We start from the raw sequence: 25,930 nt of genomic DNA on the forward strand, positions 1-25,930 counted from the left end.
GGTAGCCGGTCGGCGGCGGCATGGTGCCCGCCGGGACGCTGTCGAGCTGCTGCCCCGGACATGCGCCCGCTGTCCCATCCTCCGTGCCGGCGAAACCTGCACTGACTGCACGTTCCCGCTGACCTGGGTCGGGCCGGACCCGACCTGTGGACGGAACGCGTGTCGTCCACAGGGCCTGCCGGCCGGGCCGTCCGCCGCGCAGGCTGCCGGCATGAACTCCACCGACCGCCCCCGGCTCGCCGTCCGCTCCCCCGCCGATCTGATCGCCGCCGTGCCGTACCTGCTCGGCTTCCACCCGGCCGACAGCGTGGTGCTGGTCGCGCTCCGGGAGAGGCAGGTCATCTTCGCCGCGCGCGCCGACCTGCCACCGCCCGGCACCGAACCCGGCCCCGTCGCCCGCTACCTCGCCAACGTGATCGGCCGACAGGACGCCGACGCGGTCACCGTCATCGGCTACGGTCCGGCCGCCCGGGTCACCGCGACGCTGGACGCGGTCCGCCGCGAGCTGGACGGTGCCGGCCTGGCCGTGCTGGACGCCCTGCGGGTGGCGGACGACCGCTACTGGTCGTACCTCTGCACCGAGCCCGGATGCTGCCCGCCCGAGGGCACCCGGTACGACCCCCGGGCCAGCCAGGTCACCGCCGCCGCCGTCTTCGCCGGGCAGGTCGCCCTTCCCGACCGCGCGGCGTTGACCGCCCAGGTGTCCCCGGTGGAGGGTCCGGCCCGGGAGGCCGTACGCGCGGCCACCGTCCAGGCCCGGGAACGGCTCGGTGACCTGCTCGGTGCGGTGACCCCGGAGGAACTGATCTCCGGGCGGGCGGTGGTCGGTGCCACGCGGCAGGCACACCGCGCGGCGGTGGAACGGGCCCGCCACGGACGGCGGTCGACCGACGACGAGGTCGCCTGGCTCGGCGTACTGCTGACCTTCGTGCCGGCGCGGGACGAGGTGTGGGAACGCACCGACGGCGCAGACGAGCACCTTGCGCTCTGGACGGACGTGTTCCGCCGGAGCGAGCCGGAGTTGATCGCCGCTCCGGGGTGCCTGCTCGCCTTCGCCGCCTTCCGCGCCGGGCAGGGTGCGCTGGCGGCGGTTGCCCTGGAACGGGTGCTGGCCCGCTACCCCGACTACTCGATGGCGCTGCTCCTGGACGACCTGCTCCGTCGGGGCGTGCCGCCGTCCCGGCTCGCCGACTGGCCGAGACTCAACGACAAGCGCACCAGCCGTCGCCGCCGCCGACGGGGCGGCCGCTGAGGCTGCCTACTCGGGAGCCTCCGTCGCCCAGGTTGCTGAGCGGGCCCGACCGCAGATACGCGATCGCCCGTCCCCCCGTTGGGGGCGGGCGCTCACCTGGCACTGCGGAGGACCTCGACGGTGGCCGGCGTGAGTCGTTCGTGACTGTCCGACCGACGCAGAGCATCCGGCCGGATCAGGTGCCTGATGATCAAGACGGCGTCAGCGGCTGATCCGGTGGTCGCCGGTGTAGACGTTCATCGTGTCGCCACGGAGGAAACCGACCAGGGTCATGCCCGCCTCGACGGCCAGGTCGACGGCGAGGGTGCTCGGCGCGGAGACCGCCGCCAGCAGCGGCAACCCGGCCATCCACGCCTTCTGGGTCAGCTCGAAGCTGGCCCGGCCGGAGACCAGCAGCAGGTGCCCGGCCAGCGGCAGCCGTCGTTCCCGGACGGCCCAGCCCACCACCTTGTCCACCGCGTTGTGCCGGCCCACGTCCTCCCGCAGTACGACCAGCTCCCCGGCGACGGTGAACAGGCCGGCCGCGTGCAGCCCGCCGGTGCGGTCGAAGCCACGCTGGGCGGAACGCAGGGTGTCCGGGAGCGCGGTGAGCACCCCGGCCGGCACGGTCGTCGGGTCGTCGGCGACCCGGTACGTCGAGCGGGTGCGTACCGAGTCGATGCTCGCCTTGCCGCACACCCCGCAGGAGCTGGTGGTGTAGAAGTTGCGGGCCGGGTCGGTGGCCGGCTCCGGCACGCCGGGGGCCAGCACCACGTCGACCACGTTGTACGTGTTCGGGGTCTCCGTCCCGGCGCAGAGCTGGGCGGTGTGCACGTCGTCGGCCGACCGGATCAGCCCCTCGGTGAGCAGGAAGCCGAGCGCCAGGTCGAGGTCGTCGCCGGGCGTCCGCATGGTCACCGCGAGCGGGCGACGCCGACCCGGCCCGGCCGGACCGACCCGGATCTCCAGCGGTTCCTCGGCGGCCAGGTTGTCCGGCCGGCGGACCACCCGCCCGGCCGGCCCGAGGTCGATGCGGAGCACGCTGCGTCGGTCAGTCGCCCGTCCCATCCGCTCATCCTGCCCCGACCGGGTACCGGCGGCGGACCGCCCCCACCGGGGAGGGGACTGCTCCCGGCGGGGAGAGGCGGACCGCCCCGACCGGGTACCAGCGGCGGACCGCCCCCCCCCGCCGGGCGGACCGCTCCCGCCGGGCGGACCGCTCCCGCCGGGCGGACCGCTCCCGCCGGGCGGGGCTACCGTGGTCGGGTGTCCGGCTACGCGGCGGTGGTGCTGACCGGCGGCGCGGCGCGCCGGCTGGGTGGGGTCGACAAGCCCGGTCTCCCGATCGGGGGTCGCCCGATGCGGGACCGGGTCCTGGCGGCGGTCGCCGACGCGACGCCCCGGATCGTGGTCGGGCCGGGCACCGTACCCGTCCCCGCCGGCGTCCGGCTGACCCGGGAGGAACCCGCCGGTGGCGGGCCGGTCGCGGCCGTCGCCGCCGGCCTGGCCCTGCTGCCGCCGGATACGACCACGGTCGCGTTGCTCGCCGGTGACCTGCCGCTGCTCACTGCCACGGCAGTGGGCGAGTTGCGTAGAGCGCTCGCCGCCGACCCCGGTGCCGACGGGGTCTGTCCCATCGACGCTGACGGACGCCGGCAGTCGCTCTGCGGCCTCTGGCGGGCGGCTCCCCTACGGACCGCCGTGGACCGGCTCACCGTCGACCGGGGTGGGACGCTCGCCGGGGCGTCGGTCCGGGCGCTGCTGACCGGGTTGACCGTGGCCGAACTGCGCTGGTCCGGGGCGGGGCCGCCGCCCTGGTTCGACTGCGACACTGACGACGACGTACGTCGGGCGGAGGAGTGGACGCGATGACGCGGATGGACGACTGGGTGTCGGCGGCCTGTGCCGAACTGGACCTCGATCCGACCGGGGTGCCGGTACCGGAGGTGCTCGACCTGGCCCGGGACGTCGCCCACCACGTGCTGCGTCCGGGTGCCCCGGTCACCGCGTACCTGTTGGGGATGGCGGTCGCCCGGGGTGCGGACCCGGCAGCGGTCGCGGCGCGACTCGGCGGGCTGGCCCGGTCCTGGCCCGCGGAGTCGGGCGGTGCGGGTACAGCGGGTTGATTCGTCCGCCCGGTGCCGTGGGTAGGGTGACCCTGACGGACGGAGGCGATCATGACGGCAGACCACCCCTCGACGCCGGCCGATGGCGCTGCCGGCGCCACGCCGGATCACCATGAGTCAATCCTGCTCGACGAGCCGACCACCGCCGACCTGCGCGCCAAGGTGACCGAGGCGTGGCGGGAGTTCGCGCGGGCGCTCGCCGCGCGGCTCGGCGACCTGCCGGTGGGCGCGCACCTGGCGGTCACCCTCGATCCCACCGCCTCCGGCACCGGCGACGCGGTCTACTCGATCAGCGTGGACGTCGACGACGAGGGACGACTGGTCGCCCGCGCGGTCGGCAACGCCACGCTGCCCGAGGGCTACCGGCTGGACCGGGCGGCGGTGGCCGACATGATCGCGCTCGGCTGGTCGCCACCCGGGGTGGTGGAGGGTTCGGGGGGATACTTCGGCCTGATCGGCTCCGCCGACGGGGCCACCCGCCTGGCGGCGGCCGTCTCCCGTACGCTGCGCGACGTCTACGGGGCACCGCACCCGGCGTTCCTGGTCTACCTGGTGCACGACGCCGGGGGAGAACCGCTCCCGACGGGTCCGCTCGGCACCGCCCGCAGTGAGTTCGGCCCGGACCGCGACGTCGAGGCGGACCTCGACGAGGCACTCGCCGCCGCAGCCACCCAGACCGGCGTGAACGACGTCATGGCGCTGGCCGAGCAGGTCCGTACGGTCGTCTCCAGCATGCTGAAGTCGGACTCGGACAAGCTCCAGGTGGACTCGGACGGCGACATCAACATCCGGGCCGGTTCGGCGATGGTCTTCGTCCGGGTCCGGGACAACCCGCCCCTGGTCGACGTCTTCTCCCCGGTGCTCACCGAGGTGGAGCCGACCGAGCGGCTGTACGTCAAGCTCTCCGAACTGACCAACCGGATGCCGATCGGGCGGCTCTACTGCGCCGAGGACACGGTGTGGGCGTCCATCCCGGTCTTCGGCCGGAACTTCCAGGCCACCCACCTCATGCTGGCCGTGCAGGTGATGACGGGGCTGGCGGACGAACTGGACGACCGGCTGCACGGCGAGTTCGGCGGCAAGCGCTTCTTCGGGGAGGGCGACAAGCCCGGCCGGCACGAGCAGGGAGAGCAGGGTGAGCACCGGACCGGCATGTACCTCTGACGCTTGACCAGCACCTCGACCGGGACGCGGAACTCGACCGCCGGGTCGACGTGCTGGTCGCGTGCCGGGGAGGGCGGGTGGGGCCCGGCCAACCCCGAGAGCCGGGCCCCACCCGTCGAGGGGAGAAAGGATCAGGTCGCCGGGATCCACTCCTGCTCGGCGAGGTCGGTCGGGTCGGTGGCCTGAAGACCGGCGTCGGAGAGGGTCCAGAGGGTGTCGCCGACGACCAGGGAACGGAGGATCCCGCCCCGATGCCCAACGCCGGGGCGGGTGATCCATCCGAGTTGGGTGAGCCTCGACCCGTCGACCCGCAGCACCAGGGCCCCCTGACCGCCGCTTCCGGGGCCGGACACCGGCAGCACCACCAGTCCGCTCGCCGGCCAGAACAGCAGGGCGTGCGGATCGTGCTCGGCCGGTGAGTACGACCCGGCCCGGTGGTAGCGGGCGATCCGCGTCGGCTTCGCCGGGTCGGCGACATCGAAGAGGGAGACCAGCAGCCCTTGGCGGGCACCCCGCTCGTCGGCCTCCTGTCCGACTCCGAGCAGGAGACCCTCGCCCACCGGTTGCAGGTGCCCCGAGTAGCCGGTGATCTTCAGTTCCCCGGTCACCTTCGGCGCGGTCGGGTCGCGCAGGTCGAGCGAGTAGAGCGGGTCGGTTTCCCGGAAGGTGACCACGTACCCGGTGTCGCCGAGGTAGCGCACCGAGAAGATCCGTTCGCCCCGGCCCAGCCCGGTGACCGCGCCGACGCGGCGCAACTCGTTCCCGTCGGTCCGCAGCACGTACACCGCCGAACTGGAGGTCGCGCCCCGGACCCGACCGTCCGGGTCGGTGGTGGTGGCGACCCGCAGGTGTCCCTCCCACTCGGAGAGCGCGTACTGGTTGAGCAGGTGACCGGGGACGGCGCCGGAAGCGACGTACCGGGGGCGTCCCGGTGCGGTGAGGTCGAACCGGTGCAGCCCGGTCACCGGCCCGGCCGCCGCGCCGGAGCCGAGCTTCCGGGTGGTGCCGGCTCGCCCGAGCCGGTGGTCGGCGACGTAGAGGCTGGCGGCGGTGGCGTAGACGGTCTCGCCCTCCGCCGTCACACCGACCGGATCGCCGTCGCCGAGCCGTCCGGTGCCGAGGTCGAAGCTGAGCAGGTTCAGCAGGGCGGTGCCGGTGTGTCCGGTCGGCCGGGACAGCCGGTCGCAGGGGAACTGACCGCTGCGCCGGCCGCCGCCGTCGGTCCACTCGTACCGGGGCAGCCAGTCCTCCAGTGGCGCCCGGTCGATCGCGGCCCGGTTCGCCGCGGTGCGCTCCGCGTCGGTGACGTCCCCGACGGGCGCGGGGAAGGCGATGCGGGGCCGGGACCGGACCACCACCCGGGCGGTGTCGCCGATCGTCCGCGCGTCGACCAGTTCGCCGTCGACCCGGTACTCACCGACCACCCGTGGCGTGCCGGTCAGGTCGACCAGGAGCACGCCGGTGCGGCCGGCGGCCAGCGGGTGCGGAAGGGCCCGGCGGTCGGTACCGGGGGCCGGCAGCACCTCCGGGGAGCCGGGCAGGTGCGCGAGGACGAGTGCCCGGTCGCCGTGCAGCAGCAGCCGCCCGGTCGCCCAGTCGCCGTCCTCGGCGACCCGTTCGAGGTCGAGCCGGCCGGTAGCCGCACGGCGGACGGGGTCGACGACCCGCAGCACACCCCCGGTGAGCGTGACGATCCGCTTTCCGTCGGTCTTGACCAGGTCGGGCTCGTCGGCGTCGGCCTCGTGGTTGTTGGTGGCCGAGTGGGGCTGCGGCGCCGGTGCGGCGGCGGCCGGGCCGGCAGCGGTGCGCGCGCCACCGCCTTCGGCCGAAAGGAGCTGTGGCTGCGGGCCGCCTGGCAGGCCCCACGGGCCCACCGAACCCCGGGCGGCGGCGCGCAGGTCGGCCAGGGCGTCCGCACAGGAGTCGAAGGCGACCAGGCGCAGGGCGGCCGGGGCACGTTCCGGCGGGTTCCGCGGCGACGTGTCGGCCGTGCAGCCGGCCACCAGCGTGAGTGCGGTGAGGGCGACAATTCCCCGTCTCATGAAGCGTTCCGACGCGCCGGGTGCCCGCACGGTTCCGTGTCGTCGCGCCCCTCCCTGCCCGGTCGTCCGGTTCGCTCCGTGGGAGGAGGAGGCGAATCCGGGCGGTTCGCTCCGTGGAGGAGGGGGAGGCGAACCCCGGGCGGTCGGCTCGGTGGGTGGGGAGGGGCGAGCCCCGGGCGGTCGGCTCAGTGGGTGGAGGGGCCGACCCCGGGCGACTCGACCAGACGGGACAGCACGATGGCGCTGCGGGTCGAGGTGACGAACGGCTCCGCGCGGAGCCGTTCCAGTGCCTGTTCGAGGTGGCCCATGTCGGCGGCCCGCAGGTGCACCAGGGCGTCCGCCTCGCCGGAGACGGTGTAGGCACCGACCACCTCGGGGTTCCGGCGGGCGACCGCACCGATCTGCGCCGGGGTGGTCCGGCCGGCGCAGAACAGCTCGACGAACGCCTCGGTGGTCCAGCCGACGGCGGCCGGGTCGACGACCGCGGTGAACCCCCGGATCACGCCGGTGGCGCGCAACCGGTCGACCCGCCGCTTCACCGCCGGGGCGGAGAGCGAGACGCGGTTACCGATCTCCGCGTACGAGGCGCGGGCGTCCGCGACGAGCAGCGCAATGATTCGCTGGTCAACGGCGTCGATCTGCAACGTTCAGCCCCCCGGAAGCAACGGTTGTGGCTGTTGACGACGGTCTACCGTACCTAATCTTGGTCATCGTGAACCAGCAGCGAGTGCCGCGAAAGCGGACATATCTCATGTGTTCGCCCGGGCACTTCGCGGTCGAGTACGCGATCAACCCGTGGATGGACGTCACCACGCCGGTCGACACCGCACTGGCCGTCAAGCAGTGGGACCGGCTACGGGAAACCCTGGTCGGTCTCGGCCACACCGTGCACCTGCTGGAACCGCAGGCGGGCCTGCCGGACATGGTCTACGCCGCCAACGGCGCGTTCGTGGTCGACGGCATCGTCTACGGCGCGCGCTTCAAGCACGAGCAGCGGGCCGCCGAGGCCGCCACGCACCGCGCCTTCTACGAGGAGCAGGGCTGGCGGTTCATCGCCCCGAACGAGACCAACGAGGGCGAGGGCGACTTCGCGTACGTGCCGGAGGCGCACGGCGGGCTGGTACTCGCCGGCTACGGCTTCCGCACCGACCCGGCCGCCCACGCGGAGGCCCAGGAGGCGCTCGGCCGTCCGGTGATCTCGCTGCACCTGGTCGACCCGCGCTTCTACCACCTCGACGTGGCGCTCGCCGCGATCGACGACACCAACGTCGTCTACTTCCCCGGCGCGTTCTCGCACGCCAGCCAACGGGTGCTGGCCCAGCTCTTCCCGGACGCGGTGGTCGCCGACGACACCGACGCCCTCGCCTTCGGGCTCAACCTGGTCAGTGACGGGGCGAACGTGGTGCTCAACAGCGAGGCCACCCGACTGGCCGAGAAGCTGAAGGCCGCCGGGTACACCCCGGTGCCGGTCGAGCTGACCGAGCTGAAGAAGGGCGGCGGCAGCGTGAAGTGCTGCATCGCCGAGTTGCGGCACTGACCGGAACCGGTCGCTCCCGGGTCGACGACCGGTAACCGGTCGCCGACCCGGGGAGCCGTCGCTCAGCCCAGCGTGGCCAGCTCGCTGACCAGCATGTTCGCCAGCACCTGCCCGTCGAGCTGGACCCGGCGCAGGTACCACCGCTGCTGCGGGGTCCGGGGCTGGTTGAACTGCCAGGAACCCCGCGGGCTGTCGATCTGACCGACCTTGCCGAGGGCCAGGTTCACCTGCTGCGAGTTGGCGTTCGCGCCGGCGAGCCGGATCGCCTTGTCCAGCACCTGCGCCGCGTCGTACGACGCCGTCGCGTACGTGGTCGGCGAGGCGTTGTGCTTCTTCCGGTACGCCGCCGCGAACCGCCGGTTCGCCGCGTTGTTCAGGTCGGCGGAGTAGTTCAGCGAGGTCATGATGTTCGCTGCCTCGGCCGGCTTGATCTCGCTGAGCACCGAGCCCTCGGTGAGGAAACCGGGGGCGTAGATCGGGCCCCGGTAGCCCGCACCGCGGAGCTGGCGGATGAACTGCACGGCCGCCGAGCCGGCGTAGAAGCAGAAGATCGCGTCCGGGTCACGGGCCAACGCCTGCCCGATCTCGGTGGAGAAGAAGTCGCCGTCCGGGTTGGTGGAGAAGCGGGTCCAGATCGGCTCACCGATCAGCCGGGGGTCGGAGGCCCCGAACTCCTGGGTGAACCCCTTGACCACGTCGAGGCTGCCGACGTTCTCCGGGGCGACGATCACCACCCGGCTCTTCGCCGGCATCTGCTGCTTGAGGTAGCGGCCCAGGGCCCGGCCGGGCTCGTCGAGCACGTACGACGTCCGCCAGATGTAGACCACACTCTGCAGGGTGGCGGGGGAGGCGTCCGAGCCGACCAGCGGCACCCGGGCCTGCTCGACGGTGTCCCGGATGCCGACCATGACCGAGGAGTTGACCACTCCGGTCAGGGCGAGCACCCCCTGCTGGAGCAGGTTGTCGACGGCCGCCTTGCCGGTGCTGGCGTTCTCCCCCTCGTCGGCGGTGAGCAGGGTGACCGGCCGGTTGCCGAGGCGTTGGTCGTTGAGGTCGAGGAAAAGCTGGAAACCGTTCAGGATCTCGTCGCCGATCGGCTTGTAGCCGCCGGTCCGCGGCGCGATCAACCCGATCTTGATGGGGCTGCCGGCGGCCGGCGTGTCGTCCCCCGCGTCGGTGCCGCACGCGGCCGTCAGCCCTGTCGTCCCCACCGTTGCGGCCAACAGTTGGAGCACCCGCCTGCGGTTCATCTACTACACCAAGTTCCTTCCGGGAGGTGGTGCCTGGTCGGTCGCAGTCCCTTCGGCGTTCTACTCCCTCCCCGACGCTGCGTCAATGGTCATTGATCTTGTTGTAATGATCGCAGCGCAGCGGCCACCTCCGGCCAGGCCGACGAATCCGGATCGATAAGCCCGAAATGCTCGCAGTCGGGTAGTTCGACGAGGGTCGTGGGTGCCCCGGCGGCGCTCGCCTTCGCCACGAATGTCCGGCTCAGGGCGATCGGCACGTGCTCGTCCCGGGCACCGTGCACGATCACCGTCGGTGTGCGCAGCGGAAGCGCGATCGAGGGGTCGGCGTACGCGTACCGGTCGGGCACCTCCGCCGGGCCGCCGCCGAGCAGCGCGGCCACCGCCCCACCGTCCAGGTCCCGGCGGTACGCCTCGGCCAGGTCCGCCACCGGGGCCAGCGCCAGCACCCCGGCCACCGTCTCCGGGGCGGTGGCGGCCACGTGCAGGGCAAGCTGGCCACCGGCGGAGTGTCCCACCAGCAGCGGCGGCCCGGGGGCCACCCGGTCCGGCAGCGCCGCCGCCACCAGGCCGGGCAGGGCGGCCACCGCGTCCCGGACGTCGGTCAACGTTCCCGGCCAGCCGCCCCCCGGCTGCCCGGTGCGCCGGTACTCCACCTGCGCCACCGGGTACCCGAGCCCGGCCAGGCCGGCCGCCAGCGGGCCGGTGTGCGTGCGGTCGTACTCCGCCCGCCAGAAACCGCCGTGCACCACCACGACCAGCGGCCGGGCCGATCCGGCCCGCACCGGACGGCGCAGGTCGGCCATCTGGTCCGGCAGGGCGCCGTAGGCGAGCGTGGCGTCCGGGGCGGGGGCGGGGCGGGTCAGCACCGCACGGGGATCGGTGGACATACCGCGACGCTAGTGCCACCGGCTGCGGGCTGAGGAGCGGGGCGGGCGCCAGCACCGCCCCGTCGGCTACCGGGCCGGCGGGTAACGTCCCACACACCCCACTGCTCACCGGGACGCCGCCCGGCGAGCGGTGGCATCCCGGCCTGGGTAAGGATGGGTGCCATGACCGAAGGACGTTCCGCTGCACAGAACGACGAGCCGGGCCGGGACGGCACCGGGCACTCCGGCACCGTGGTGGTGGTCGGCCCGGACGGCCGACCGGTGGGCACGGTGCAGACCGACGAGGCGCATCACGAGGACCCGACCCGTCTGGTCGAGCAGCCGGCCAAGGTGATGCGGATCGGCAGCATGATCAAGCAGCTCCTGGAGGAGGTCAAGGCCGCCCCGCTCGACGACGCCAGCCGGCACCGGATGCGGGAGATCCACGAGCGGTCGATCGTCGAGCTGAAGGAGGGGCTGGCCCCGGAACTCCGCGAGGAGTTGGAGCGGATCTCGCTGCCCTTCACCGAGGAGAAGGCCCCGAGCGAGGGGGAGCTGCGGATCGCCCACGCCCAGCTCGTCGGCTGGCTGGAGGGCCTCTTCCACGGCATCCAGGCGGCGCTGGTCGCTCAGCAGATGGCCGCCCGGGTGCAGCTCGAGCAGATGCGGTCCGGCCGGCAGGCGCTGCCCAGCGGCCCCGCCACAGTCATGCCCGGTATGCCGGGAATGCCCCCCTCGCCCGGAGAGGGGCACAGCACCGGCCAGTACCTCTGACCCGGCCTCAGCTCGGGCCGAAGACCCGGTCCAGGTACGTCGCCACGCCGTCCTCGGTGTTCGCCCCGGTCACCTCGTCGGCGATCGCCAGGACGGCGTGGTGCGCGTTGCCCACCGCCACCGCCCGGCCGGCCCAGGTCAGCATCGGTACGTCGTTCGGCATGTCACCGAAGGCCAGTACGTCCCGGGCGGACAGCCCCAGCCGGGAGCAGTACCAGGCCAGCCCGGCGGCCTTGGTCACCCCCGAGGCGGAGATCTCCACCAGCCCGGAGCCGGACGAGTGGGTGGCCTCGGCCAGCCCGGCCAGTGCCTCCGCCACCACCGAGGTGAACTGGTCCGGATCCTGGACCCCCGCCCGGACGAGCAGCTTCACCGCCGGCACGGCGTGCAGTTCCTCCGGCGACTCGACGGCCCGGATCACCGTCGGGTCCGCGTCCCAGTGCAGCGGGAAGTGTGCCTCGTGCCGCATCTGGCGGCTGTCCACCACCTCCACCGCGAGACTCACCCCCGGCACCGCGGCCCGCAACCGCCGGGCCACCTCGGCGAGCAGTTCCGGGGCGAGGGGGTCGGCGCGCAGCACCTCGTCGGTGGCCGGGTCGTAGACCACCGCGCCGTTCGCGCAGATCGCCGGCAGCGGCGCGTGGAGCTGCTCGTACACCAGCCGCAGCCAGCGGATCGGACGGCCGGTGACCAGCACGACCGGGGTGCCCCGGGTGCTGATCCGCTCCAGCACCCGTGCGGTGTACGGGCTCAGCGTCCGGTCCCGGCCGAGCAGGGTGCCGTCGATGTCGGTGGCGACGAGCCGGGGGGTGGGGCGTATGGAGGTGGGAGGAGGGGTCGGGTCCATCACCCGGACAGTAGCCGGTCCAGGTACACCGCCACCCCGTCGTCGTCGTTGCGCAGGGTCACCTCGTCGGCGGCGGCCCGCACCGCCGGATGGGCGTTGGCGACCGCCACCCGGGCCCAGCCGGCCCACTCGAACATCGGCAGGTCGTTGGGCATGTCCCCGAAGACCAGCACGTCCGCCGGATCCACGCCGAGCGCCTCGGCGACCACGGCGAGCCCGGTGGACTTGTCCACCCCGGCCGGGCAGATCTCGACGAAGCCGAGCCCGGCCTGGGTGAGCGTGGCCACCTCGGCGGGCACGATGCCCCGCGCCACCTCCAGCAGCTCGTCCACGTGGTGGTCCTGGGTACGCGCGAACGCCTTGATCACGTCGTGGGCGAGGCACTCCGCGCGGGTACGCGCCTCGAACAGGTCCTGGTAGGGCCAGCTCGGGTGGTAGTCGCCCCAGAGCGGGGCACCCGAGTCGTCCAGGGCCTCGACCATCACGGTGAGCGGACCGACCGCCGCCTCCAGGTCGGCGACGATCCCGGCCAGCGTCGCCGCGGAGAGCCGCTGGTCGCGGAGCACCACCGGGCCGGCCGGATCGCTCTGGTCCACCACCCGGCCACCGCCGGCCATCACGAGGTAGTCGGCGGCCCGGATGTCGTTGCGGGTCAGCTCGGTCAGTCGCGGCCCCCGGCCGGTCGCGCCGACCACCGGGATGCCGGCGGCCCGGATCCGGTCGAGCACCCCGTGGGTGAACGCGGAAACCGTCTCGTCGCTGCGGACGAGCGTTCCGTCGAGGTCGGTGGCGATCATCTTCGGCAGTCCCGGGCGGGTCATCGCTCCTCCTTCGCCCGCCGCCGCCGCGCCAGCCGAACTGGTCGTCGGAGCCTCGCCGTGCGTGACGGCGGGCAGCAACCGTACCTCGCCGGACTGTTCCCGACCACGACTTGACGGCGAACCGACCACCGACCCCCGGTGTCGGTTCGGCTACCCGCCGGTCCCGCCGGGTGGCTCGGGACGGGCGAACGGGGCCGACGGCTCCACCGTCAGCCCCTCGGGCGCGGGCGGCTCGTCCTCCGTCACCCGGCTCCGCCGCCTCGACCACCACGGCCGGTCGGCGGGTTCCGCCGCCGAACCGTCCGGTTCCGCCGTCGCGAGGTGCGGGGAACCGGTCACGTCGTCCCGGGCCGCCGTCCCGTGGCCGGGGGCTCCGGCCTCCGACCCGACCCCGCCGGCACCCGCACCGCCACCGGCGTCCGGCCGGCGGTCGGCCGCTCCACTCAGCCGCAGCGCCGCCCCGAGCAGCACCACCCCCACGAAGGCCATCACCAGGCCCCGCCCGTAGTCGACGCGGAAGCCGCTGTCGGCGCTGTAGAAGAGGGACCGCCGGGTGGAGTCGTCGAGGGAGACGGCGGCGGCGACGAGAAGCGCGAGCAGGGCCACCGCCAGCCCCGAGCCGAGTACCCGGGCGTTGCGCCGGGCGTCCCGCGTGCCGCCGAGGGCCAGGGCCGCCGCGCCGGTCAGGCCGAGCAGTCCGACCAGGTAGCCGACCCCGAAGCCGCCCACCTCCGAGACGCCGCCGGGGACGCGGAGACTGCCACTGCCCTCCGGCCCGTTCTCCGGCACGGTCATCACCAGCCACTCGCCCGTCAACGAGGCGAGTGCGGCGGCACCGCCCAGCCCGACCAGGACGACCGCGAGCCGGGGATCCCGGCCGAGTCCGGCCACCGTACGGGTGAGGCGGTCCGGCGCGGGGTCGGTCGGGCCCCAGTCCAGGACGGCCGCGCCGTCGGACCGGTTGCCCTGACGGGGAATGGGGAGATCCTGAGACATCGGCCACCCTTCCGCGGTCGCGGGTCCGAGCTGCAGCGTTCGCGGGTCTGTGCCGAATCATGACACAGCCGACGGGGAAGGGCCGGGGGCGCGGCGTGCCGGCCGTCCCCGCCCCCGGGGGTGTTGGCCTGCGCTTCGACCCGGCGGCGGTGCCGCGATGCAGGGCCTGGCGGCGGTGCCGCGATGCAGGACCCGGCGGCGGGTGCCGCGATGCGGACCCGGCGGGGCGCAACCGGTCGCCCGGCGACGCCGGTTCGGATAGCGTCGTGGCATGCCTATCCGAACCGCATCCGCCCGCTGGCAGGGCAACCTGACCGAGGGCTCCGGCACGCTCCGCACCGGCCAGGGAGGGTACGAGGGGAACTATTCGTTCACGTCGCGTTTCGAGGAGGGCGAGGGGACCAACCCGGAGGAGCTGGTCGGTGCGGCGCACGCCGCCTGCTTCTCGATGGCCCTCTCGAAGGCCCTCGCCGACGCGGGTACGCCGGGCACCTCCGTGGCGACCACCGCCCGGGTGCACCTGGACAAGACCGACGCCGGCATGACGGTGACCCGCATCGAGCTGGACACCACCGGGCAGGTCCCCGGCATCGACGAGGCGACGTTCACCGAGCTGGCCGAGGCCGCGAAGCGCAACTGCCCGATCTCCCGGCTGCTCTCCCCGGGCGCCGAGATCAGCCTCACCGCCCGCCTGGCGTCCTGAGTCCGCCCCGGCCCGGCGTGGTCGTGACGCCACTGCCGGGCCGTGGACGACGCCGGGGCCACCGGTTGCGGCAGAATGGGTGACGTGCCGGTCGAGATGAGTCGCGAGCGCTTCGAGGAGCTGGTCGGCGACGCCCTCGACGAGGTGCCCGAGGAACTGCTCACCCTGATGAGCAACGTGGTGATCCTGGTCGAGGACGACCCGCCACCCGGTGAACCGGAACTGCTCGGCCTCTACGAGGGGCACGCGCTGACCGAGCGGGGCTGGGACTACTCCGGAGTCCTGCCGGACCGCATCCTCATCTACCGCCGACCGATCCTGCGCATCTGCGACAGCGACGAGGACGTCGTCGACGAGGTCGCGGTGACCGTGGTGCACGAGATCGCCCACCACTTCGGCATCGACGACGACCGACTGCACGAGCTGGGCTGGGGCTGACCAGGGCACCGACCGGGCCGGTCGGCCCTGTCGGCCGGTTGCGCTGCTCGCCTACCCTCCAGCAGGACACCGGCTAAATCAGGAGGAAGACCCATGCGCAGCGCGCTGTTCTCCGCGGAGAACCTGGAGAAGGAGTCCGCCCAGCCCGGCATGCGGCTGCAGAACTCCAAGATGCTCAAGATCGAGCTGAACGGCGAGGCGATGGCCCGCGTCGGCTCGATGGTCGCGTACCAGGGACAGGTGCAGTTCCAGGCCCTCGGCTCCGGTGGCCTCGGCAAGTTCCTCAAGCAGAAGCTCACCGGTGAGGGCGTCCCACTGATGAAGATCACCGGTCGGGGTGACGTCTTCCTCGCCGACTTCGCCAAGGACGTGCACATCATCGACCTCGAGCCCGGCGACGCCCTCTCCATCAACGGGTCGAGCGTGCTGGCCTTCGACTCGAGCCTCCAGTACGACATCAAGATGGTCGGCGGCACCGGGATGGCCGCGTCCGGCCTGTTCAACTGCGTCTTCAGCGGCCACGGTCGGATCGCCATCACCACCAAGGGCACTCCGGTGGTGCTCAACGTCGACGCGCCGACCTACGTCGACCCGCAGGCCGCCGTGTGCTGGTCGGCGAACCTCCAGACCGGCTACCACCGGGCCGAGCAGCTCGGCCTGGGCACCCTGCTCGGCCGGAGCACCGGCGAGGCGTTCACGATGAGCTTCGCCGGTCAGGGCTTCGTGGTGGTCCAGCCCTCCGAGGAGCCGCCGATCCAGGGCAGCGGCACCCAGCAGCAACAGCAGGGCGGCCTGCTCGGCAACCTGCTCAGCTGACCGACCCGACGGTCGGGGCACCGGGCCCGCATCTTCCGGTGCGGCAGGTGCCCCGGCCGGAGCCGGCCAGCGGTTCGCGGATCAGGGCTGGTTGCCGGCGCGGATCCGGGCCAGCCAGGCCGCCGCGTCGACGTAGTCGACGTCCGAGAGGCCGGCGGGAGCGGGGACCGGGCGGTCACCCGCCGCGTCGCTGAAGCGGTGCCGGGGGTACGACCCCAGGAAGCGGACGTCCGCGCAGACCCGACGGAGTCCCTGCAACGCCTCCCCGAGCCGGACGTCGGCGACGTGGCCGGTGCAGTCCAGGAAGAAGACGTACCGGCCGAGCGCCTCGCCGGTCGGCCGGGACTCGATCCGGGTCAGGTTAACCCCGCGCACGGCCAGCTCCATGAGCACCGACAACAGTGCACCGACCCGGTCGTGGGCGATGTAGACGGCCAGCGAGGTGAGGTCGTCGCCGGTCGGCGGAGGCGGTGGCCCCGGCCGGGAGACCAGGGCGAACCGCGTCACCGCGTCCGGATGGTCGGCGATCTTGTCGGCGAGCACCGCCAGCCGATGCCGGGCGGCACCGATCGGGGCGCAGACCGCCGCGTCGTACTCGCCGGCGGCAGCCCCGCCGGCGGCGGCCCCGTTGGAGAGGACGTCCACCACCACCGCGTCCGGCAGGTGAGCCCGCAGCCAGTTCCGGCACTGGGTGGAGGCCTGCGGATGGGCCGCCACGCTCCGGACGTCGTCGAGGGTGGTGCCGGAGCGGGCCCCGAGGACGAACTCCACCGGCAGGACCACCTCCCGGGTGATGACCAGCGGCTCCCCCTCGGCCAGCTCGTCGAGGGTCACGCCGACCGCGCCGCCGATCGAGTTCTCCAGGGGCACCAGGGCGGCGTCGGCCTCCCCCACCCGCACGCTGTCCAGCGCCTCGCCGACACTGCGCGCGGGCGTACGGGTGCCGCGCTCGGCGGCGGGGACGGTGCGCAGCGCCTGTTCGGCGAAGGTGCCCTCGGGGCCGAGGTAGACGAAACGCGTCGGCGGTGTTCCCGGCATGTCGACCAGCCTACGCACCCGGTAGGCCGCCCGTACCGTCACAGGCGAGGGTCCGGATCCCGGTCGGCGCGGCGGTGCGCACGTCGATCGTGCAGACATCGGTGCCGGCGGTGACCAGCCGGAGCGAACCCGACCGCCCCTGACTGACCACGGTCAGGTCCTCGTACCCGGAGACCGCGAGCACCGTGTACTGCCAGTTGTCCGCGCAGAGCGGACCGCTGCGTGCCCGGACCCCGGTGCCGCCGGGCAGCACTCCGGCCGAGCCGCGTACCAGCCGGACGACCTGTTCGGCGGAGGGGCCGTTGCGACAGGCGACGGCGACCGCGCCCGAGGAGCCGGGGGCGGTCGGCAGCAGCGTCGGCGGCGGGAGCGGAAGGCCGGTGGGCGGGCCGGGGGCGGCAGTGGCGGACGGGGCGGCGGTGGGCGTCGGCCGGTCGGCCGGGTACCGCTCCAGCTCCGGGGGAACCCCGCACCCGCCGAGTACGACGGTCAGCAGGCTGAACGCCAGCAGCCGGGAGAGCGTGGTGGGCACGAGCCGGTCCTTGGGCATAGGTGGACGTCGTTCCGACGCGGGGGCCTGCCCATGGTAGGACGGGACGGGCCCGGGGTGAAGTCAGTCGGCGATGCGGTGTCCGGCCCCGCACAGGGCGGCCGTCGCCTCGGTCAGGCGTACCGCCGGCACCAGCAGGTGGTCGGTGTCGTAGGTGGAGAAGGCCACCGCGTTGACCCTGGCCGCGGCGAGCGGGCCGACCAGTGCGGCGAGGGTCCCCGTCACCGCCATGTCCAGCGGGCCGACGACACGCAGACACCGCCAGGCGGTCTCCACCAGGAGACCACCGGGGACCCGGTCCATCGGGCAGATCAGGGAGACACCGTCGACGGCCCAGCTCACCGAGACGACCTGTCCGGTGTCGAGATCGCTCCAGAGCGCGGGTGGGAGGGCGGCACCGGCGGGTAGCCGGCACACAGCGTACTCGCCCGGCAGCAGAGCGACATCCAGCATGAGGGCACCTTACGGCGTCGGGGAAGCCCCGGTATACGCCGTTCCACCGCTCGCCGGGGTTCAGGCCCCGGAGAAGGCCGGAGTTCAGACCTCGGAGAAGAAGGTGAGGCAACCCACGACGACGCCGCCGTCGGCGAGCACCGGTGTGGAGATGGCGTCGACCGTGGCGTCCGAGCAGTTCGCGGCGGAGGCCTGCACCCGGAGCAGGCCCCGGGCGAGTCGACCGGAGGAGAGGGCCATCAGCGGGGGGATCTTGTCGACCTCCTGCTCGGTCAGCTCGCCCCGGTTGGCGGTGAAGTCGAGCAGGCGCAGCCCGCCGTCGAGCAACGGCAGCCCGATCAGGTCGTCCGGCGCACCCAGGCAGAGCAGTTCGCAACCGGACGCCGACACGGCGACGACCTTGGTCTCGTGGTCGATGAGCAGGCAGGGCTCCAGGGCCCCGGAGACGGTGGCGGACCACTGCCCGAAGTTGTCGAACCCGGGCTCTGTCGGGATCCGCGCCGTTGGCGCGAAAACGTCCGAAAGCGAGAGTTCGACGTGGGCCACCGAGCCTCCTCTGTGCACCGCCGGGCTGTCCATTCTGGCCGGCCGCCCGCCCACCGGCGACCCGCGGAAGCCACCGGACCGCAGGTGGGGCGGGTGCCCGCCAGCGGTTGACCGGCGACGGCGCGGACCTGTGGTGGACCCAGCCGGCCGCGTAGCGTCGCCGGTGACGTTACCGGTGGTTGGCCCGCTTGTCAGCGGCCATTCGGCTCTCCTCGTACCACCGGTAGTCGGCGGTTGGACGGTACGTGCCGTTGTTCCAGGTGCCGGGATGCTGGGCGACCTGCGCGAGTTTCTCGGCGGTGGCCGGGCTGATCCGCGCGCCGCCGGCGATGAGCAGCCGGTCGAGTTCCCGGTGCGTGGCCATCAGGATGTCCTTCGGCAGACCGTAGACGCTGATGTCCCCGGAGCCGACGAAGGCCAGCACCGGCGTCACCGGGATGGTCTTGCCGACGGCCTTGGTGAGCGCCTTGCTGGCCCGCTTCGCGTCCCGGCGGGCCTCCGTCACGTACGGCGGGCGCTTGCCGTTGATCTGGACGACGTCCCCGGCTACGAGCACGCGGGTGCGGCCGTGGTCGACGATGCTGATCGCGAAGAGCCCACTGGGGCCGATGGCGAGGAACCCGGCGCGGTCGTCCTGGACCGGGTCGAGCAGCGTGTCGGCCAGATCCGCCCGCGGCCACTCGACCACGTGCCAGGCCGGCCCGAGGGTGTCGAGTTGACCGAGAGCGCGGGCCCCTGCGGCCTCCAGGCGGCGGGCGCCCTTCTCGGCGCGTCGACGACGCGCCCACCCGAACGGCGAGGGCCGGACCGGGGCGGGGAGGCCGGAGGCCTCGATGTGGGACTGTGGAACCCCCCTGGGCGGCAGTGCCCGGCTGGTGGATACAGCTCGGCGTGCGGGAAAGACAGACATCGCGACCTCCGGCAAAAGGTCCCTCGAAGTTATGTCCTCACTACCCTACGTGGCTAGACCGGTGTGTCGGCAAGTCGAAGCACCGGAGTGAGTGTGGATGAATGCCACATTCACGACCACTTCTTTTCCCGGATGCCGTCAAGGACTGGCCTAGGCTGCGTGGGTGACCCACTACGTGGACAGTGAGGTCGGCCGGCTCCGCACCGTGCTCCTGCACCGGCCCGGCCCCGAACTCGCGCGACTCACCCCCCGCAACAACGACTCACTTCTGTTCGACGCTATCCCATGGGTGGGTAGGGCACAGGAGGAGCACGACGCCTTCGCCGCCACCCTGCGCGAGCGCGGGGTGGAGGTGCTGTACCTCGTCACCCTACTGGCCGAGACACTGGCCGTCGCGGACGCCCGCGCGGAGCTGACCGACCAGGTCCTGCGCGACCGGCGCCTCGGTGACACGCTGCGCCGCCGGGTCGCCGACCACCTCGCGTACCTCGACCCGGCCGCCCTCGCCGACGTGTTCGTCGCCGGCCTGGCCCACGAGGAACTACGGACCAGCTGGGACCGCCCCGGCGGGCTGGTCTACACGATCATGGACCAGCACGACTTCGTCATCGACCCGCTGCCGAACCTGCTCTTCACCCGGGACTCGTCACTGTGGATCCGTGACCGGGTCGGGGTGACCAGTCTCGCCATGCCGGCCCGGCGCCGGGAAACCTCGCTGACCGGGGCGATCTACCGGCACCACCCCCGGTTCGCCGACTCCCGCTCCGTCTACGAACCCGGGCTGGAGCACCTCGAAGGCGGGGACGTGCTGCTGCTCGCCCCCGGTGTGCTGGCGGTGGGGGTGGGCGAGCGCACCACGCCCGCCGGTGCGGAACGCCTGGCCCGCCGGGCGTTCGCCGCCGGACTGGCCCACACCGTCCTCGTGGTGCCGATCACGCAGGAGCGGGCCACCATGCACCTCGACACCGTCTGCACCATGGTCGACGTCGACGCCGTGCTGATGTACCCGAACGTCGCCGACACGCTGTCGGCGTACACCGTGGTGGCGGGTCCGGACGGCGAGCCGCAGGTCGACGGGCCCGCCCCGTTCCTGCGCGCGGCGGCCGACGCGATGGACCTCGACACGCTCCGGGTGATCGACACCGGCCTGGATCCGGTGACCGCCGAGCGCGAGCAGTGGGACGACGGCAACAACACGCTCGCCCTGGCACCCCGGCTCTGCGTCGGGTACGAGCGCAACGTCGAGACCAACGCCCAGCTCGAACGGGCCGGCATCGAGGTGATCGCGATCGCCGGCTCCGAGCTGGGTTCGGGCCGGGGCGGGCCGCGCTGCATGTCCTGCCCGCTGGTCCGTGATCCCCTGCCCGGCTGAGGCGCAGGGGCCCTTCCTGATCAGGACGGGCCCCTGCGCCTCAACCGGGAGAAGGGTCAGCGCAGCTCAGCGCAGCGTCAGCTGGCGGCCGAGCAGGCCCTGACGGGCGCGACGGCCGGCCGCGTCGAGCGGGGTGCGGTCGGTGAGCGCCTCGGCGTACCGCTTGGCGAACTGCGCCAGCGGCTCCTCCCACTCGGCGGCGGGCGGCTCCTCGGGCAGGTCCCAGACGGGCACCAGGCGGCCGTGGGCCCGGAACATCCCGGCGAAGCGGGTCTGCTCGCCCAGCGTCAGCGTGCCGGCGGCACCGAGGCGCGCCAACGTGTCCAGGGCGGCGTCCTCGTCGTCCGGCAGCACCCAGCGCACGTGCGCCTTCTCCGGCACCTGGCACCAGTACGCGGCGCGGGCGGCGGCGAGCCGGACGGTCGGGTAGACCGCCGCGTTGGCGCGCTCCAACGACGCCTGCACGTTCGGGTCGTCGCCCGCGCCGGGGTCCAGCCAGAAGTCGAACCCCTCGTGCATGGTGACCTCGAGCGGGCCGTCGACCAGGACGTCCTGGAGACGGGGACCCGGACCGGGGAGCGGGGGCACCGGGACCGACCGGCCCGGCTCGGTACGCAGCGCGCAGAGCAGCGCCTCCGCCAGGTCGCGGGAGACGTCACCGGACTGGAGGTGCCGCTGGAGCCCGATGAAGATCCGCCCGTCCGGCTTGGTCATGGCCGGGGCGGCCATCGGCAGCACCGTCGCCAGGGTCACCGGGCGGTCACCGTGCTCCTCGACCAGGGCGGGCGTCAGGCGCAGCGGCGCGGACGCGGCCGGCACCAGTTCGCGCAGGGCGATCCACTCCGACTCGTCGGTCAGTCCCTCGAAGGGGCGGGGGACGAAGATGTCCCGCACCTTCTCCCGCTTCGGGGTGTCTTCGGCGGCCCGCTGGTTCTTTCGACGCTTGCTCACGGCGAGACAGCCTAAGGGCCGGGCGGAACGGATGTGGGGCGCGGTGCGTCCGACGCCCGTCGGCGCGTCCCCACCGCCGGCCCCGGAGCCCCGCCCGGCACAGCGGGACGGTCGGGTAACGGGTCAGCCGGCGGTCACCAGGTCGGCCCGGGTCACCCCGGCCGGATCGAAGTCGGCCCAGACGCTCTGCCCGAGCCCGTCGCGGTCGACCCCCCACCGGCTCGCCAGGCCGGCGACGATGTGCAGCCCGCGCCCGTCGGCGGCGTCGAGCCCCGCTGCCCGCATCCGGGGTGGGCCCGTCGCTCCACCGTCGGTGACGCGGATCCGGACGTGCTGCCCGTCACCTTCGGGACGCAACCGCCACGCCACCCGGACCACCCCGCCCGGCAGGGGGTCGGCGTGCCGGACGGCGTTGCCGACCAGTTCGGCGAGGACCGCCACCAGATCGGCCAGCAGGGGCGGTGGCACCTCGTCGGCGAGCACGGCGGCCAGCCGGTGCCGGGCCAGGCGGGCACCACTCGGGTGGTGGGGCACCACCACGCACCAGGACCGCTCCGCCGACCTCGCCGACACTGCCCGTGCCTCCTCGCCGCCTACCTCGTGCCGGTGGGATCTCACCCGCGCGGCAGCCGCACCTCTGCGACGGTACCTCCACCCGTCCCCGGGCGGAGTGATACCCACCCGTTGCGCCGTTCCACTATCCGGCGGACGAGATAGAGACCGAGCCCCGCGCCGGGATAGCGCCGCCGGTCCCCCGACTCGCCCTGCCAGAACCGCTCGAAGGCCCGTTCCACGTGCTCCGGGCGGATGCCGATGCCCTGGTCGACGACCCGGAACGCGACGGTCTGCTCGTCGGCGTCGGCGCTGATCCCGATCGGCGAGCCGGGCGGGGAGTACTTGTCGGCGTTGGTGGTCAGCTCGGTCAGGACGGTCGCCAGGTCGGCCCGGTCGCCGAGCGCCGGGGGCAGGCCGGCGGGCAGGTCGAGGACGATCCGCTGGCGCAGCTCGGCGGGCAGGCCGGTGACCGCCGACCGGAGCGCCTCGGCGAGGTCGAGCGCGGTCGGCGGGGTGTCCGCACCCGGCCCGAGGTCGGTGGCCGAGGAGAGCAGCCGGTCGACCAGGCGGGCCAGCTCGTTGGCCCGCTGCCCGATCACCCGGGCCGCCTTGCGGCGGTCCGCGTCGGTGAGGGAGTCCCAGTGGTCGGTGAGGGTGTTCGCGTACCCCTTGATGACGGTGACCGGGGTGCGCAGCTCGTGGCTGGTCACCGCGACGAAGAGATCCCGCTCCTGGTCGCGGTGTTGCTGGTCGCTGACGTCGCGGAAGGTGGCCACCCGCAGGAAACGCGGTCCGGGCAGCTCACCGGAGGCGATCCGGAGCCAGCGCCCGTCCGGCAGCCGGTGGTCGAGCACCTGCCCCGGAGGTGGCAGCGGGAACGGCAACGGCTGGCCGAGGGCCTGCCCGGTGCTGCGACCGGTGATCTGGGCGGCGGCCGGGTTCCACAGCCGTACGTAGCCGTCCCCGTCGACCACGGCCAGTCCGTCGGCGAGCGCGGCCACCACCGGCCCGTCGCCGTGTACCGGCAGCCCGGTCTGGTCGCCGTACATGTGCGCGATGCAGGAGGCGAGGTACCCGATCACCGCGCTCTCGCCGGTGGCCTCCCCGTCCGCCGTGGGGTGCAGGGCGTGCAGGCTGCCGACCGGCCGGCCGCCGATCTCGGCCCGCGCGGCGACCAGCCAGCAGAGCCCTCGCCGGGTCAGTTCCTCGGCCAGGTTGCCGTCGAACCGGTCGGCCCGGACCCGCTGTACCCGGGGCCCGTACAACAGGCAGGCGGTGGCCGGATCGGAGGGCGGGAGCGGACGACCGACCGCCCACTCGGCCGCGCCGGTCGCCGCGATCACCCGTCCACCGTTCGGGGTGAACTCGACGAAGGCCATGCCGGCCGCGCCCAGGGCGGGCTGGGCCACCCGGAGCAGCTGGGTGAGGACGGGCAACCCGGCGTCTCCCGAGTTGATCCTCTCGACGACGACGGTGTGGCCGGCGATGAGAGCGGCGTAGTCGGGTCGCTCCGGCATGCCCCAGAGTGTGCCTCCCCGCTCGGATTCCCGACACCCCGGACCAGGCCCGGCCCCGCCGCGCGGATCGGTCGGGCCGGCCGGGTGGGACAGGGCGTGCGGCCGGGTGGCGTGCGGGCCGGGCGCGGGGCGCGGTTCAGCCACGCCGGGCCAGGGCCAGGGCCGGCCGGTCGGTGATGATGCCGTCCACCCCGGCCGCGAGGACCAGGTCGAGGTCGTCCGGCTCGTTGACCGTCCAGACGTACACCTGGTGGCCGGCGGCCCGCAACGCCGGAACGAGCCATGGCCGGGACCGGACCAGCGCGATGCCCGGCCCGGCGATCCGGGCGCCGAAGGGCAGCCGGCCCAGTCGCAACCACCCCGGCAGCGCGTCCAGCAGCAGCACGGTCGGCAGCGCCGGGGCGAGCTCCCGGGTACGCCGTACCGCCAGCGGCGAGAACGACATCACGGTAACCCGCACCGGGTCGTCCGGCCCCGGCTCGGCGAGGCCGTACCGGCGCAGCAGCTCGACCAGCCGCCGTTCCACGTTGCCGCCGTACCGGGTGGGGTGCTTGGTCTCCACCAGCAACCGGACCGGCCGCCCGGCGTCGCGTACCGCGTCGAGGAGCCGCTCCAGGGTGAGCAGCCGGGTCCGCGCGGGATCGGCCGGCTCGTCGTCGTCGATCGGCCCGCAGCCCGGGTGCCACGATCCGAAGTCCAGCGCGTCCAACTCGGCGAGGGTGCGCGTGCTGACCCGGCCCCGCCCGTTGCTCGTCCGGTCCAGCCGGCGGTCGTGCACACAGACCAGGTGCCCGTCCCGGGTCAGCCGGACGTCGCACTCCAGGCCGTCGGCGCCCTCCTCGAGTGCCCGCAGGTACGCCGCGAGGGTGTGCTCGGGCAGCGCGGCGGAGGAGCCGCGGTGGCCGAAGACCAGTGGCCCGCTCATCGCCCTGGGCCTAGACGACCTGGCCCGGCGCTCCGCTGTCAGTGGTCACCGGTCGCCCGGCGGCGGCCCACTGCTGCATCCCGCCCTCGACGTTGCTGACGCGGTCCCACCCCTGCTGCACCAGGTGCGCGACGACGTGCCCGGAGCGTCCGCCGGACCGGCAGATCACCGCGACGTCGACGTCGTTGGGTACCTCGGCGAGCCGGGCGGGCAGCTCCGTCATGGGTAGGTGGTGCGCGCCGGGGGCGTGCCCCGCCACCCACTCGCCGTCCTCCCGCACGTCGAGCAGGTAGGTGGCGTCGGTGATGTCGTTCACGGTCACGGTGGGAATCTGGGGTCCGAACACGGATACCAAGATTAGACCCCGTACCGCTTCTACAGTGCGTTCACCCACCGCGGATTCGCGGCGACCCAGCGCGCCATGCGTGCGCCCCGCGCGGCCCCGAAGAGTTCGGTACCGCCGTCGTCCAGCACGACGTACGACACCTGGCCGATGAGCTGCGGCGACGAGGGCACCCGAATGCCGACCAGCCCGTCGGCGGGAAGTGCGCGCAGCGCCAGGACCAGTTCCTCCAGGGGCACGCCGTTGGTGTCCACGGTCAACGAGTCCCCCACCGCCCGGATCAGCGAGTCCAGCTTCAGCGGGTCACCGAGCAGGTCGCGCTTGCCGGCCCGGTCGAGCATCGCCCGCAGCAACTGCTGCTGGTGTCGTTGCCGGTCGTAGTCGCCGCCGGGCAGGTCGTACCGCTGCCGGACGTAGTCCAGCGCGGCGGCCCCGTCCATCTGCCGGCAGCCGGGGGCGAAGACGGTGCCGGTGTGCACCGACCGGACCTCGGTGTCCACGCACATCCGGACGCCACCGAGCAGGTCGACCACCCGACGGAGCCCGGTGAAGTCGACCACGGCGGCACCGTCGAACTCCAGGCCGGTGAGCCGGTGCAGGGTGGCCGAGAGCAGTCGGGCACCGCCGTCGCCGCCGCCACCGAGGTCGTACGCGGCGTTGATCTTGTCCTGTCCGCCGCCGTACCCGTTGTCGGCCGGCGGGATGGCGACCAGCAGGTCGCGGGGAACGGAGATCAGGTACGCCCGGCGCAGCCCGGCGGGCAGGTGCACGATCAGGATGGTGTCCGAGCGCTGGTCGGCGTCGTCGGCACCCCGGAACCGGTCGGAGCCGACGAGGAGGTAGTTCAGCGGCCCGTCCGGATCGGTCCGGTTCCGGCGGGCGTCGTCGTCGAGCAGGTGTCCCCGGGCGACCGCGCGGTCGTACCGTTCGGTGAGCGCGCGTACCCCGACCACCGCGGCCACCGCCACCAGGGCCAGGGCCAGCCCGATGCCGACCAGGGTCCGGGCCCAGCGCGGCGCGCCGGTGCCCACCGGCCCCGAGCTGGTCCGCGCTGACCTGGACGTGACGCCTCCCCCGTAGCCTGGGACGAGCCCTGCTCAGCCCAGACTACGAGTCCGTTTCGCGTTACGAGTGGCCTTTGCCCGAGTCGGTGGACCTG

The 25,930-nt window shown here is 73.6% G+C and carries 29 protein-coding genes; 10 read left to right on the forward strand and 19 right to left on the reverse strand.

Features of this window, described 5'->3' with window-relative positions; translation table 11 throughout:
* Positions 1 to 211: 211 nt before the first annotated feature.
* A complete protein-coding gene (locus AB0F58_RS05825) occupies positions 212 to 1,252 on the forward strand; it encodes a DUF4192 domain-containing protein (protein WP_357138408.1) in 1,041 nt (346 codons plus the stop codon).
* Between the two features lie 201 nt (positions 1,253 to 1,453).
* Here the strand turns inward: AB0F58_RS05825 and fdhD are convergent, their stop codons facing one another.
* The gene (gene fdhD / locus AB0F58_RS05830; protein WP_357138411.1) at positions 1,454 to 2,299 is read right to left on the reverse strand and encodes a formate dehydrogenase accessory sulfurtransferase FdhD; all 846 of its coding nucleotides are present in this window, start codon (positions 2,297 to 2,299) and stop codon (positions 1,454 to 1,456) included.
* A gap of 198 nt (positions 2,300 to 2,497) precedes the next feature.
* Between fdhD and AB0F58_RS05835 the strand changes: the two genes are divergently transcribed.
* Genes AB0F58_RS05835 through AB0F58_RS05845 form a run of 3 tightly spaced genes read left to right on the forward strand, consistent with a single transcriptional unit; the run spans position 2,498 to position 4,521 of the window.
* Positions 2,498 to 3,103 carry an NTP transferase domain-containing protein gene (locus AB0F58_RS05835; protein ID WP_357138415.1) on the forward strand — a complete coding sequence of 202 codons (606 nt, stop codon included), beginning with the start codon at positions 2,498 to 2,500 and terminating at the stop codon, positions 3,101 to 3,103.
* Positions 3,100 to 3,357, forward strand: coding sequence for a DUF6457 domain-containing protein (locus tag AB0F58_RS05840; protein WP_357138418.1), 258 nt, complete (start codon positions 3,100 to 3,102; stop codon positions 3,355 to 3,357). The genes AB0F58_RS05835 and AB0F58_RS05840 overlap by 4 nt, the downstream gene beginning before the upstream one ends.
* Positions 3,358 to 3,408: 51 nt before the next feature.
* Positions 3,409 to 4,521 (forward strand): hypothetical protein, encoded by a 1,113-nt coding sequence (locus AB0F58_RS05845; protein ID WP_357138420.1) that lies wholly within the window; start codon positions 3,409 to 3,411, stop codon positions 4,519 to 4,521.
* A 131-nt stretch (positions 4,522 to 4,652) separates the two neighbouring features.
* Here the strand turns inward: AB0F58_RS05845 and AB0F58_RS05850 are convergent, their stop codons facing one another.
* Positions 4,653 to 6,563, reverse strand: a complete 1,911-nt coding sequence (locus tag AB0F58_RS05850) for a beta-propeller domain-containing protein (RefSeq protein WP_357138423.1) — start codon at positions 6,561 to 6,563, stop codon at positions 4,653 to 4,655.
* A 185-nt stretch (positions 6,564 to 6,748) separates the two neighbouring features.
* Complete coding sequence (locus tag AB0F58_RS05855; RefSeq protein WP_357138426.1) at positions 6,749 to 7,207, reverse strand: Lrp/AsnC family transcriptional regulator; 459 nt, start codon at positions 7,205 to 7,207, stop codon at positions 6,749 to 6,751.
* 59 nt (positions 7,208 to 7,266) lie between these two features.
* Here AB0F58_RS05855 and ddaH point away from each other — a divergent pair, with 59 nt between their 5' ends.
* Positions 7,267 to 8,100 (forward strand): dimethylargininase, encoded by an 834-nt coding sequence (gene ddaH, locus AB0F58_RS05860; protein WP_357138428.1) that lies wholly within the window; start codon positions 7,267 to 7,269, stop codon positions 8,098 to 8,100.
* 62 nt (positions 8,101 to 8,162) lie between these two features.
* On the opposite strand, the gene AB0F58_RS05865 is transcribed toward ddaH, so the two are convergent.
* Both AB0F58_RS05865 and AB0F58_RS05870 read right to left on the reverse strand, forming a co-directional pair.
* Positions 8,163 to 9,350 carry an ABC transporter substrate-binding protein gene (locus AB0F58_RS05865; protein ID WP_357138430.1) on the reverse strand — a complete coding sequence of 396 codons (1,188 nt, stop codon included), beginning with the start codon at positions 9,348 to 9,350 and terminating at the stop codon, positions 8,163 to 8,165.
* An 89-nt stretch (positions 9,351 to 9,439) separates the two neighbouring features.
* A complete protein-coding gene (locus AB0F58_RS05870; protein ID WP_357138432.1) occupies positions 9,440 to 10,237 on the reverse strand; it encodes an alpha/beta hydrolase in 798 nt (265 codons plus the stop codon).
* Positions 10,238 to 10,390: 153 nt separating this feature from the next.
* Between AB0F58_RS05870 and AB0F58_RS05875 the strand changes: the two genes are divergently transcribed.
* A complete protein-coding gene (locus AB0F58_RS05875; protein ID WP_357138435.1) occupies positions 10,391 to 10,990 on the forward strand; it encodes a bacterial proteasome activator family protein in 600 nt (199 codons plus the stop codon).
* 7 nt (positions 10,991 to 10,997) lie between these two features.
* Here the strand turns inward: AB0F58_RS05875 and AB0F58_RS05880 are convergent, their stop codons facing one another.
* The 3 genes from AB0F58_RS05880 to AB0F58_RS05890 all read right to left on the reverse strand — a co-directional run bounded on the left by AB0F58_RS05880 (position 10,998) and on the right by AB0F58_RS05890 (position 13,654).
* Positions 10,998 to 11,837 (reverse strand): HAD family hydrolase, encoded by an 840-nt coding sequence (locus AB0F58_RS05880; protein ID WP_357138438.1) that lies wholly within the window; start codon positions 11,835 to 11,837, stop codon positions 10,998 to 11,000.
* Positions 11,837 to 12,658 carry an HAD family hydrolase gene (locus AB0F58_RS05885; protein ID WP_357138441.1) on the reverse strand — a complete coding sequence of 274 codons (822 nt, stop codon included), beginning with the start codon at positions 12,656 to 12,658 and terminating at the stop codon, positions 11,837 to 11,839. Before AB0F58_RS05885 ends, AB0F58_RS05880 begins: the two co-directional genes overlap by 1 nt.
* 150 nt (positions 12,659 to 12,808) lie before the next feature.
* A complete protein-coding gene (locus AB0F58_RS05890) occupies positions 12,809 to 13,654 on the reverse strand; it encodes a hypothetical protein (protein ID WP_357138444.1) in 846 nt (281 codons plus the stop codon).
* A gap of 271 nt (positions 13,655 to 13,925) precedes the next feature.
* Here AB0F58_RS05890 and AB0F58_RS05895 point away from each other — a divergent pair, with 271 nt between their 5' ends.
* From AB0F58_RS05895 to AB0F58_RS05905, 3 genes are all read left to right on the forward strand, one after another.
* On the forward strand, positions 13,926 to 14,357 hold the full coding sequence (locus AB0F58_RS05895; RefSeq protein WP_357138446.1) for an OsmC family protein: 432 nt from the start codon (positions 13,926 to 13,928) through the stop codon (positions 14,355 to 14,357).
* Between the two features lie 75 nt (positions 14,358 to 14,432).
* A complete protein-coding gene (locus tag AB0F58_RS05900) occupies positions 14,433 to 14,795 on the forward strand; it encodes a metallopeptidase family protein (RefSeq protein WP_357138449.1) in 363 nt (120 codons plus the stop codon).
* Between the two features lie 93 nt (positions 14,796 to 14,888).
* Positions 14,889 to 15,611, forward strand: coding sequence for an AIM24 family protein (locus AB0F58_RS05905; RefSeq protein ID WP_357138452.1), 723 nt, complete (start codon positions 14,889 to 14,891; stop codon positions 15,609 to 15,611).
* Between the two features lie 81 nt (positions 15,612 to 15,692).
* Here AB0F58_RS05905 and pheA read toward each other — a convergent pair whose 3' ends face one another.
* From pheA to AB0F58_RS05930, 5 genes are all read right to left on the reverse strand, one after another.
* Positions 15,693 to 16,649 (reverse strand): prephenate dehydratase, encoded by a 957-nt coding sequence (gene pheA / locus AB0F58_RS05910; RefSeq protein ID WP_357138455.1) that lies wholly within the window; start codon positions 16,647 to 16,649, stop codon positions 15,693 to 15,695.
* Positions 16,650 to 16,659: 10 nt separating this feature from the next.
* Positions 16,660 to 17,181, reverse strand: coding sequence for a hypothetical protein (locus AB0F58_RS05915; protein ID WP_357138457.1), 522 nt, complete (start codon positions 17,179 to 17,181; stop codon positions 16,660 to 16,662).
* 81 nt (positions 17,182 to 17,262) lie between these two features.
* Positions 17,263 to 17,652 (reverse strand): ACT domain-containing protein, encoded by a 390-nt coding sequence (locus AB0F58_RS05920; protein WP_357138460.1) that lies wholly within the window; start codon positions 17,650 to 17,652, stop codon positions 17,263 to 17,265.
* A gap of 84 nt (positions 17,653 to 17,736) precedes the next feature.
* Positions 17,737 to 18,198 (reverse strand): hypothetical protein, encoded by a 462-nt coding sequence (locus AB0F58_RS05925; RefSeq protein ID WP_357138463.1) that lies wholly within the window; start codon positions 18,196 to 18,198, stop codon positions 17,737 to 17,739.
* Between the two features lie 169 nt (positions 18,199 to 18,367).
* Entirely contained in the window at positions 18,368 to 19,108 is a 741-nt protein-coding gene (locus AB0F58_RS05930; RefSeq protein ID WP_357138466.1) for a hypothetical protein, read from the reverse strand.
* A 163-nt stretch (positions 19,109 to 19,271) separates the two neighbouring features.
* On the opposite strand from AB0F58_RS05930, the gene AB0F58_RS05935 reads away from it, so the two are divergent.
* A complete protein-coding gene (locus AB0F58_RS05935; RefSeq protein ID WP_357138469.1) occupies positions 19,272 to 20,480 on the forward strand; it encodes an arginine deiminase in 1,209 nt (402 codons plus the stop codon).
* A gap of 66 nt (positions 20,481 to 20,546) precedes the next feature.
* Here the strand turns inward: AB0F58_RS05935 and AB0F58_RS05940 are convergent, their stop codons facing one another.
* From AB0F58_RS05940 to AB0F58_RS05965, 6 genes are all read right to left on the reverse strand, one after another.
* Positions 20,547 to 21,431 (reverse strand): DUF5926 family protein, encoded by an 885-nt coding sequence (locus AB0F58_RS05940; protein ID WP_357138472.1) that lies wholly within the window; start codon positions 21,429 to 21,431, stop codon positions 20,547 to 20,549.
* Between the two features lie 123 nt (positions 21,432 to 21,554).
* Positions 21,555 to 21,971 (reverse strand): ATP-binding protein, encoded by a 417-nt coding sequence (locus AB0F58_RS05945; protein WP_357138760.1) that lies wholly within the window; start codon positions 21,969 to 21,971, stop codon positions 21,555 to 21,557.
* A 74-nt stretch (positions 21,972 to 22,045) separates the two neighbouring features.
* A complete protein-coding gene (locus tag AB0F58_RS05950; protein WP_357138475.1) occupies positions 22,046 to 23,503 on the reverse strand; it encodes an ATP-binding protein in 1,458 nt (485 codons plus the stop codon).
* A gap of 136 nt (positions 23,504 to 23,639) precedes the next feature.
* Positions 23,640 to 24,428 carry a glycerophosphodiester phosphodiesterase family protein gene (locus tag AB0F58_RS05955; protein ID WP_357138478.1) on the reverse strand — a complete coding sequence of 263 codons (789 nt, stop codon included), beginning with the start codon at positions 24,426 to 24,428 and terminating at the stop codon, positions 23,640 to 23,642.
* Positions 24,429 to 24,438: 10 nt separating this feature from the next.
* Positions 24,439 to 24,774: a rhodanese-like domain-containing protein gene (locus AB0F58_RS05960; protein WP_357138481.1), complete on the reverse strand. Its 336-nt coding sequence runs from the start codon at positions 24,772 to 24,774 to the stop codon at positions 24,439 to 24,441.
* A gap of 29 nt (positions 24,775 to 24,803) precedes the next feature.
* Positions 24,804 to 25,742, reverse strand: coding sequence for an LCP family protein (locus AB0F58_RS05965; RefSeq protein ID WP_357138763.1), 939 nt, complete (start codon positions 25,740 to 25,742; stop codon positions 24,804 to 24,806).
* Positions 25,743 to 25,930: the final 188 nt, after the last annotated feature.

Source organism: Micromonospora sp. NPDC023956 (assembly GCF_040639195.1).
GTDB lineage: Bacteria > Actinomycetota > Actinomycetes > Mycobacteriales > Micromonosporaceae > Micromonospora.

What these genes read in the sequence shown, in the direction of transcription:
- AB0F58_RS05825 (WP_357138408.1), top strand. Translation starts at nt 212, where the DNA reads ATGAACTCCACCGACCGCCCCCGGCTCGCCGTCCGCTCCCCCGCCGAT.
- fdhD (WP_357138411.1), bottom strand. Translation starts at nt 2,299, where the DNA reads ATGGGACGGGCGACTGACCGACGCAGCGTGCTCCGCATCGACCTCGGG.
- AB0F58_RS05840 (WP_357138418.1), top strand. Translation starts at nt 3,100, where the DNA reads ATGACGCGGATGGACGACTGGGTGTCGGCGGCCTGTGCCGAACTGGAC.
- AB0F58_RS05845 (WP_357138420.1), top strand. Translation starts at nt 3,409, where the DNA reads ATGACGGCAGACCACCCCTCGACGCCGGCCGATGGCGCTGCCGGCGCC.
- AB0F58_RS05850 (WP_357138423.1), bottom strand. Translation starts at nt 6,563, where the DNA reads ATGAGACGGGGAATTGTCGCCCTCACCGCACTCACGCTGGTGGCCGGC.
- AB0F58_RS05865 (WP_357138430.1), bottom strand. Translation starts at nt 9,350, where the DNA reads ATGAACCGCAGGCGGGTGCTCCAACTGTTGGCCGCAACGGTGGGGACG.
- AB0F58_RS05870 (WP_357138432.1), bottom strand. Translation starts at nt 10,237, where the DNA reads ATGTCCACCGATCCCCGTGCGGTGCTGACCCGCCCCGCCCCCGCCCCG.
- AB0F58_RS05875 (WP_357138435.1), top strand. Translation starts at nt 10,391, where the DNA reads ATGGGTGCCATGACCGAAGGACGTTCCGCTGCACAGAACGACGAGCCG.
- AB0F58_RS05880 (WP_357138438.1), bottom strand. Translation starts at nt 11,837, where the DNA reads ATGGACCCGACCCCTCCTCCCACCTCCATACGCCCCACCCCCCGGCTC.
- AB0F58_RS05885 (WP_357138441.1), bottom strand. Translation starts at nt 12,658, where the DNA reads ATGACCCGCCCGGGACTGCCGAAGATGATCGCCACCGACCTCGACGGA.
- AB0F58_RS05890 (WP_357138444.1), bottom strand. Translation starts at nt 13,654, where the DNA reads ATGTCTCAGGATCTCCCCATTCCCCGTCAGGGCAACCGGTCCGACGGC.
- AB0F58_RS05895 (WP_357138446.1), top strand. Translation starts at nt 13,926, where the DNA reads ATGCCTATCCGAACCGCATCCGCCCGCTGGCAGGGCAACCTGACCGAG.
- AB0F58_RS05900 (WP_357138449.1), top strand. Translation starts at nt 14,433, where the DNA reads ATGGGTGACGTGCCGGTCGAGATGAGTCGCGAGCGCTTCGAGGAGCTG.
- AB0F58_RS05905 (WP_357138452.1), top strand. Translation starts at nt 14,889, where the DNA reads ATGCGCAGCGCGCTGTTCTCCGCGGAGAACCTGGAGAAGGAGTCCGCC.
- pheA (WP_357138455.1), bottom strand. Translation starts at nt 16,649, where the DNA reads ATGCCGGGAACACCGCCGACGCGTTTCGTCTACCTCGGCCCCGAGGGC.
- AB0F58_RS05920 (WP_357138460.1), bottom strand. Translation starts at nt 17,652, where the DNA reads ATGCTGGATGTCGCTCTGCTGCCGGGCGAGTACGCTGTGTGCCGGCTA.
- AB0F58_RS05930 (WP_357138466.1), bottom strand. Translation starts at nt 19,108, where the DNA reads ATGTCTGTCTTTCCCGCACGCCGAGCTGTATCCACCAGCCGGGCACTG.
- AB0F58_RS05950 (WP_357138475.1), bottom strand. Translation starts at nt 23,503, where the DNA reads ATGCCGGAGCGACCCGACTACGCCGCTCTCATCGCCGGCCACACCGTC.
- AB0F58_RS05955 (WP_357138478.1), bottom strand. Translation starts at nt 24,428, where the DNA reads ATGAGCGGGCCACTGGTCTTCGGCCACCGCGGCTCCTCCGCCGCGCTG.